The organism is Acidovorax sp. AC410, assembly GCF_979253235.1.
The window spans coordinates 5950311-5957500 of the sequence record NZ_CEEDCG010000001.1 but is presented as its reverse complement, the minus strand read 5'-3'; the positions used below and the strand labels follow the sequence as shown (position 1 = coordinate 5957500).

Here is a 7190-nt window from a genome sequence, read left to right as displayed (position 1 = left end):
CTATAACGGTCCTAAGGTAGCGAAATTCCTTGTCGGGTAAGTTCCGACCTGCACGAATGGCGTAACGATGGCCACACTGTCTCCTCCTGAGACTCAGCGAAGTTGAAATGTTTGTGATGATGCAATCTCCCCGCGGAAAGACGGAAAGACCCCATGAACCTTTACTGTAGCTTTGTATTGGACTTTGAACAGATCTGTGTAGGATAGGTGGGAGGCTTTGAAGTGATGTCGCTAGATGTCATGGAGCCAACGTTGAAATACCACCCTGGTGTGTTTGAGGTTCTAACCTAGGTCCATTATCTGGATCGGGGACAGTGCATGGTAGGCAGTTTGACTGGGGCGGTCTCCTCCCAAAGCGTAACGGAGGAGTTCGAAGGTACGCTAGTTACGGTCGGACATCGTGACGATAGTGCAATGGCATAAGCGTGCTTAACTGCGAGACTGACAAGTCGAGCAGATGCGAAAGCAGGACATAGTGATCCGGTGGTTCTGTATGGAAGGGCCATCGCTCAACGGATAAAAGGTACTCTGGGGATAACAGGCTGATACCGCCCAAGAGTTCATATCGACGGCGGTGTTTGGCACCTCGATGTCGGCTCATCTCATCCTGGGGCTGTAGCCGGTCCCAAGGGTATGGCTGTTCGCCATTTAAAGAGGTACGTGAGCTGGGTTTAAAACGTCGTGAGACAGTTTGGTCCCTATCTTCCGTGGGCGCTGCAGATTTGAGGAAGCCTGCTCCTAGTACGAGAGGACCGGAGTGGACACACCTCTGGTGTATCGGTTGTCACGCCAGTGGCATTGCCGAGTAGCTAAGTGTGGAAGAGATAACCGCTGAAAGCATCTAAGCGGGAAACTCGTTTCAAGATGAGATCTGCCGGGGCCTTGAGCCCCCTAAAGAGTCGTTCAAGACCAGGACGTTGATAGGTCAGGTGTGGAAGCGCAGTAATGCGTTAAGCTAACTGATACTAATTGCTCGTGAGGCTTGACCCTATAACTTTGATAGCGCGTAATGTGCTTCAATGATTGTTATGCCAAGTTGACGCAGTCAAAACACATAAAATCTGATTCCACTCTATGAATTCGTTGTGTTGCTCCCAGAGCAGCGCGACACCCAGTTATGCCTGATGACCATAGCAAGTTGGTACCACTCCTTCCCATCCCGAACAGGACAGTGAAACGACTTTGCGCCGATGATAGTGCGGGTTCCCGTGTGAAAGTAGGTCATCGTCAGGCTCTTACAGCCCCAAATCCCCTCAGTCCCCAAAGGACTGGGGGGTTTTGCGTTTGGGGGCGCGAAAATGCAGCCAGGCCATCGGGGTCCAGAGAAAAGGGCCGCTCTCGCCGCCCCTGGGTTCATCAGCCCTTCAGCGCCGCCGCCACCGTGGTCGCCAGCGGCGTCGTGGCCCGGCCGATCAGCTGGCTGAGCTGGTGGCCATCGTCGAACAACGCACCCTTGGCCGCTGCGGCGTCCGAATCGGCTAGCAGCGCGGCAAAGCCGGCCGGCAGGCCCACCTGCACCAGGGCGGCCTGGTAGTCGGCCTCGGGCAGATCCTTGTAGACCACGTTCTTGCCCGACTGGCGCGCGATCTCTGCCGCCAGGTCGGCCAGGGTGTAGGCGCTGTCACCCGCGAGTTCGTACACGCGGCCGGCCTGGCCATCGGTGGCCAGCACCACGGCGGCAGCTTCGGCATAGTCCACACGGGCTGCCGAAGCGATGCAGCCGTGGCCCGCGCTGCCCAGCACGGCGCCATGGGCGAGGGCAGCCGGCACGCTGGCCGTGTAGTTCTCGGTGTACCAACCATTGCGCAGCAGCACCACGGGCAGGCCCGAGGCGTGCAGCAGCGCCTCGGTCTCCACATGCTCTGCCGCCAGGCCCAGCAAGGAGCTGTTGGCGCGCAGCACGCTGGTGTAGGCCAGCAGTTGCACCTGGGCACGTTGGGCGGCGTCGATCACCGCCTTGTGCTGCGCCGTGCGCTGGCCCACTTCGCTCGATGAAATCAGCAACAGCTTGTCCACGCCCTGGAAGGCCGTATCGAGCGTGTCGGGCTGTGTGTAGTCGGCCTTGCGCACCTGCACGCCCAGGGCCGCAAGGTCCTGGGCCTTTTCGGGGCTGCGCACGGCCGCAATGATCTGGGCGGCGGGGACGGTCTTGAGCAGGGACTGGATGACGAGGCGGCCGAGCTGGCCGGTGGCTCCGGTGATGGCGATCATGGTGAAAAACCCTTGGTTGAGAAAGACAGAAAAGGCAGAATAGCGACCACGCTCACTTTTCGTAAGTACGTACATAAAGGTAAGTACCCCATGCCTGCCCATTCCTTGCCAAGCCCTGTTGATGCCAGCCCGCCCGAAGGCATTGCCGAGAAGCTGCAGCGCGGCCAGCTGTTCTCGCCCGATTGCCCCTCGCGCGCCGTGCTGCAGCATGTGACCAGCCGCTGGGGCGTGCTGGTGCTGGTGGCCCTGCTGGCCGGCACGCACCGCTTCAGCGACCTGCGCCGCAAGGTGGGCGGCGTCAGCGAGAAGATGCTGGCCCAGACGCTGCAGTGGCTGGAGAGCGATGGCTTCGTGCTGCGTGTCTCGCACCCCGTGGTGCCGCCGCACGTCGAGTACAGCCTGACGCCCATGGGGGCCGAAGTGGCTCTCCAGGTCGAAGGGCTGGTGGACTGGATCGAGGGCAACCTGCACCGCATCATGGACAAGCACCGTGCGGACGCGAACGCCACTGGCGCTGCTGCGGCGCCGGCCGACCCGCGTGCCGGATGGGTGTTCTCCGCGGCGCTGTAGACTGGCTTCGGTCCAGGGCGCGGGCCCTGGCTGAATGGAGATCCATGGGATGAACCTGTCCATCGAGCCGGTGGCGCCAGCGCATTTCGAGGGCCTGTGGCGCGCGCTCGACACGGTGGCACGCGAGAAGCGCTTCCTGGCCTTTACCGAGGCACCGCCCTTTGAGTCCTCGCGCAGCTTCTATGAGCACATCATCGCCAACGACCAGTGCCAGGTGGTGGCCGTGGCCGATGGCGAGGTCGTGGGCTGGTGCGACGTTCTGCCCGGCGCAGGGCAGACGCGGGCGCATGTGGGCACCCTGGGCATCGGGTTGATCCCTTCTGCGCGGCACCAGGGCATCGGGGCCCGTCTCATGCGTGCCGCCATCGACGGCGCCTGGGCCCGGGGGCTGACCCGCATCGAGCTGAGCGTGCGCGCCGACAACGCCAATGCCAAGGCACTGTACGAACGCCTGGGCTTCGCGCTCGAGGGCATTTGCCGCCGTTCGGTGCGCGTGGATGGGCACTACCATGACAGCCATGCCATGGCCCTGCTGCGCGAGGGCGCGTAGCCAGAGCGCTTGCTAGACAGTCACCCTGAGGAAGCAGCCATGCACTCTGACGATGAAGCACAGATCCGGGCACTGATCGCCAGCTGGATGGCTGCGACCCGGGCCGGCGACGTGGAGACGGTGATGGGGCTGATGACCGAGGACGTGGTCTTCCTGCTGCCCGGCAGGCCACCCATGTCCGGAGCCGATTTCCAGGCCGCAGCCCGGCAACAGGCCGGCGATGCCGGCCCGCAGGTCGATGGCGTGAGCGAGATCCAGGAGGTGCAGGTGGCCGGAGACTGGGCCTTCGTACGTGCGCACCTCACGGTGACCATCACGCCGCCCGGTGGGGGCGCACCTGTGCTGCGCGCGGGGCCGGTGCTCAGCGTGTTCCGCAAGGAGCTGGGGCGCTGGCTTTTGGCGCGCGATGCGAACATGCTGGTAGTGCAGAAGGCGGGTCCTGTCTGAGTGCCTATGGATTGGAAGAAACTCTGCTGCCATGAAAAGACAAGCCCGCAACCCCAACCGGCGCCGAGCCCCTCACCAACTGGTGCGCAGGGTGCTGCGTGCCTGGAGCACCGACCGCGGCTGGAAGGCCATCGTTGCGTTGCAGCTGCGCGCTTCGCCATCGCTTCTGGTACTTGTGCATTCGCTGTGTGCCAGCCCCAGTTGGCGGCGCCGGGCGCTGGGTTTGTATGTAGCGTCGCAGCTGCAGCGCCCCCGGCGTCCAGGCGATGCCTTCGGGGCGACCGCGTATGCCATGGAGGCCACGCAGACCCTGCTGCTCGCTGGCTTGCATGATCCCCATGACGAGGTGGTTTGCGCGGCGGTGTCCGGTCTCGGACACCGGCCGCATCCTGAGGCACTGACGACCCTGGTGGATTTGGCAGGGCATGCCGACAGCGCGGTGCGCTGGGATGTGGCGGTGGCGCTGGGCTGCTACCCCGAGCCAGCAGCCATCGATGCGCTGATGCGCCTGGCCGTGGATGCCGACCCCGAGGTGCGTGACTGGGCTACTTTCGGCCTGGGTACCCAGCAGACCGTCGATACGCCGCAGGTGCGCGAAGTGCTCTGGCGCAACCTCAATGATGACGACGAGGACGTCCGGGGCGAGGCGCTGGTGGGCTTGGCGGCGCGGCGCGATCTGCGGGTGATCGACCACCTGCTGGCACAACTGGGCTCCGACGGCCGGGTGTACCAACTGGAGGCGGCAGAGCAGTTGGCAAGCCCCGCGCTGCTGCCTGCGCTCCGTGCCATTGCGGATGGACTGCGCGATAGCGAGCGTGAGGGCTATTGGTTCGGGCAGTTGCAGTCAGCGATGGATGCATGCTCGCCAGCGTCGCTGCCGGACGCATAGGCCGATAGACAGGTTGCAGTGGTTTAGCATGCGTCCATGAAGCTTCACGGATACCCAAAGGAAGGCCCGTAGGATGTCAGTGCATCCGCTGAATTGGCTGAGGTGACATTGGAGGCCAGCCCCGAGGAGTTGCGCGCTATCGCCGCGTTTTTCCTGTGTGCTGCGGATGAGATGGACCGGATGGGTGCGACGTACGACCACCTTCATCTGGGAGATGCCGTGCCCCGGTTCATAACCTCGCCGCATTTGACGGTGTTTCGATTGGCCGACGAGTCTGATGAGGGCTGATTCAGCAACTCATGCATCTCCACGGAATGCCTGCCCTCGTTTCGCATCTGTCAGTGGCTACCCAGATCGGATTCTTCGCCCACCATGAGGGGCCGCTGGGTCGAGGTGACTCGCCTGGGCGCCGCTCCGATCACCGGTACTTCTGCTCCAGCACATCCCACTCGCTCTTCTTCACCAGCCGCTGCCGCTCCGCAAACGGCGCCACCAGGGCCGGGTCCTCGTCGATGCGTTGCGTGTCGCGCAGCACCGTCAGCGCCTTCTGCATGCCCGCCACCGCGCCCTGCAGTGCGGCATTGGCATACAGCACGATGCCGTAGCCCAGGCCGGCCAGTTCCTCGGCGCTGAAGATGGGCGTTTTGCCGCCGATCACCATGTTCATGAGCTGGGGCTTGCCGGCCAGGCGCTGGGGCAGGGCGCGGATTTCCTCGGCCGTGGTCACGGCCTCCACGAACAATATGTCGGCACCGGCCTCGCCGAAGCGCTGGGCGCGTTCCACGGCGGCCTCGAAGCCCTGGGTGGCGCAGGCGTCGGTGCGGGCCAGGATGAGGGTGTCGGGGTCGCGGCGGGCGTCCACGGCCGCCCGGATCTTGCCCAGCATCTCGTCGGTGCTGATGACCTCCTTGCCGTTGAAGTGTCCGCAGCGCTTGGGGCTGACCTGGTCTTCGAGCTGGATGCAGTCGGCGCCTGCGCGCTCCAGGGTGCGCACCGCGTGGTAGGTGTTGAGCGCGTTGCCGAAGCCGGTGTCAGCGTCTACGATCAGCGGCAGCTCCACCGCATCGCGGATGCGCGCCGTGTGGTCGGCGATGTCGGTCAGGCCCATGAAGGCCTGGTCCGGCAGGCCGAACCACATATTCGTCACCCCGGCGCCGGTGATGTAGAGGGCTTCGAAGCCCAGGTCGGCGACCACGCGGGCCGACAGGGCGTTGAAGGCGCCGGGAACGAGGATGCCACGCCGGGATTCGGCCAGGGCTTTGAGGGTCTTGCGGGTGGACATGGATGGATGAATGAATGAAAGATCTTGAACAGGGTTCTTGAAGCGCGTCAGAAGGCGTCGCCGGGCACATGCACCCAGCCGCTCATGAGCACGCGGGCGCTGCGGCACATCAGGGCTTTGGTCACCGTCCATTCGCCGCTGGATTGCCGGGTTGCCTCGGCGCCCACGCGCAGCGTGCCCGAGGGGTGGCCAAAGCGCACGGCGCTGCGCTGCCCGCCACCGGCAGCCAGGTTCACCAGCGTGCCGGGGATGGCCGCAGCGGTGGCGATGGCCACGGCCGCCGTGCCCATCATGGCGTGGTGCAGTTTGCCCATGGACAGGGCGCGCACCAGCAGGTCCACATCGGTGGCGGCCACGGCCTTGCCACTCGATGCGGTGTAGCCGGCCGGCGGCGCGACGAAGGCCACCTTGGGTGTGTGCTGGCGCCGCGCGGCGTCGTCCACGGTGGCGATCAGCCCCATGCGCACGGCGCCATGGGCGCGGATGGCCTCGAAGCGGGCGAGGGCGGCGGGGTCGCCGTTGATCGCATCTTGCAGCTCGGCGCCGGTGCAGCCGACGTCGGCGGCATTGACGAAGATGGTGGGGATGCCCGCGTTGATCAGGGTGGCGCGCAGCGTGCCCACACCCGGCACGGCGAGCTCGTCCACCACATTGCCGGTGGGGAACATGGCGCCGCCCGCACCGTCCTCGTCGGCCGCCGGGTCCATGAATGCGAGCTGCACCTCGGCCGCGGGAAAGGCCACGCCATCGAGCTCGAAATCGCCGGTCTCCTGCACCGCCCCGCCGGTGATGGGCACATGGGCGATGATGGTCTTGCCGATGTTGGCCTGCCAGATGCGCACCGTGGCGATGCCATCGTGCGGCACACGGGCGGCATCCACCAGGCCGTTGGCGATGGCGAACGGCCCCACGGCGGCCGACAGGTTGCCGCAGTTGCCGCTCCAGTCCACAAAGGCCGAGTCGATGGCCACCTGGCCGAAGAGGTAGTCCACATCGTGGCCGGGCCGGGTGGCGGGCGCGAGGATCACCACCTTGCTGGTGCTCGACGTGGCGCCGCCCATGCCGTCGGTCTGCTTGCCATAGGGGTCGGGGCTGCCGGCCACGCGCAGCAGCAGGGCGTCGCGCGCGGCGCCGGGCACCTGGGCTGCGGCAGGCAGGTCTTGCAGGCGAAAGAACACGCCCTTGCTGGTGCCGCCGCGCATGTAGGTGGCGGGGATCTTGGTCTGGGGTGGGTGGGGCAT

General features: G+C 65.0%; 8 protein-coding genes and 2 rRNA genes (1 of these 10 only partly in view). 7 read left to right on the top strand and 3 right to left on the bottom strand.

Annotated elements, in window-relative coordinates:
• Window positions 1-990 (top strand): 23S ribosomal RNA (locus AC0IZS_RS27655); it begins 1889 nt to the left of the window's first position.
• A gap of 130 nt (window positions 991-1120) precedes the next feature.
• Window positions 1121-1233 (top strand): 5S ribosomal RNA (gene rrf / locus AC0IZS_RS27650).
• A 123-nt stretch (window positions 1234-1356) separates the two neighbouring features.
• Here the strand turns inward: rrf and AC0IZS_RS27645 are convergent.
• Window positions 1357-2211 carry an SDR family oxidoreductase gene (locus AC0IZS_RS27645; protein WP_471638612.1) on the bottom strand — a complete coding sequence of 285 codons (855 nt, stop codon included), beginning with the start codon at window positions 2209-2211 and terminating at the stop codon, window positions 1357-1359.
• Between the two features lie 90 nt (window positions 2212-2301).
• On the opposite strand from AC0IZS_RS27645, the gene AC0IZS_RS27640 reads away from it, so the two are divergent.
• From AC0IZS_RS27640 to AC0IZS_RS27620, 5 genes are all read left to right on the top strand, one after another.
• Window positions 2302-2781 carry a winged helix-turn-helix transcriptional regulator gene (locus tag AC0IZS_RS27640; protein WP_471638611.1) on the top strand — a complete coding sequence of 160 codons (480 nt, stop codon included), beginning with the start codon at window positions 2302-2304 and terminating at the stop codon, window positions 2779-2781.
• Between the two features lie 49 nt (window positions 2782-2830).
• Window positions 2831-3331, top strand: a complete 501-nt coding sequence (locus tag AC0IZS_RS27635) for a GNAT family N-acetyltransferase (protein WP_471638610.1) — start codon at window positions 2831-2833, stop codon at window positions 3329-3331.
• A 39-nt stretch (window positions 3332-3370) separates the two neighbouring features.
• Complete coding sequence (locus AC0IZS_RS27630) at window positions 3371-3778, top strand: YybH family protein (RefSeq protein WP_471638609.1); 408 nt, start codon at window positions 3371-3373, stop codon at window positions 3776-3778.
• Window positions 3779-3809: 31 nt separating this feature from the next.
• Window positions 3810-4667 carry a HEAT repeat domain-containing protein gene (locus AC0IZS_RS27625; RefSeq protein WP_471638608.1) on the top strand — a complete coding sequence of 286 codons (858 nt, stop codon included), beginning with the start codon at window positions 3810-3812 and terminating at the stop codon, window positions 4665-4667.
• A gap of 102 nt (window positions 4668-4769) precedes the next feature.
• Window positions 4770-4955, top strand: coding sequence for an Imm32 family immunity protein (locus AC0IZS_RS27620; RefSeq protein WP_471638607.1), 186 nt, complete (start codon window positions 4770-4772; stop codon window positions 4953-4955).
• 130 nt (window positions 4956-5085) lie between these two features.
• Here the strand turns inward: AC0IZS_RS27620 and AC0IZS_RS27615 are convergent, their stop codons facing one another.
• Together AC0IZS_RS27615 and prpF are read right to left on the bottom strand one after the other, a co-directional pair.
• On the bottom strand, window positions 5086-5949 hold the full coding sequence (locus AC0IZS_RS27615) for an isocitrate lyase/PEP mutase family protein (protein ID WP_471638606.1): 864 nt from the start codon (window positions 5947-5949) through the stop codon (window positions 5086-5088).
• Window positions 5950-5996: 47 nt separating this feature from the next.
• Window positions 5997-7190 (bottom strand): 2-methylaconitate cis-trans isomerase PrpF, encoded by a 1194-nt coding sequence (gene prpF, locus AC0IZS_RS27610; protein ID WP_471638605.1) that lies wholly within the window; start codon window positions 7188-7190, stop codon window positions 5997-5999.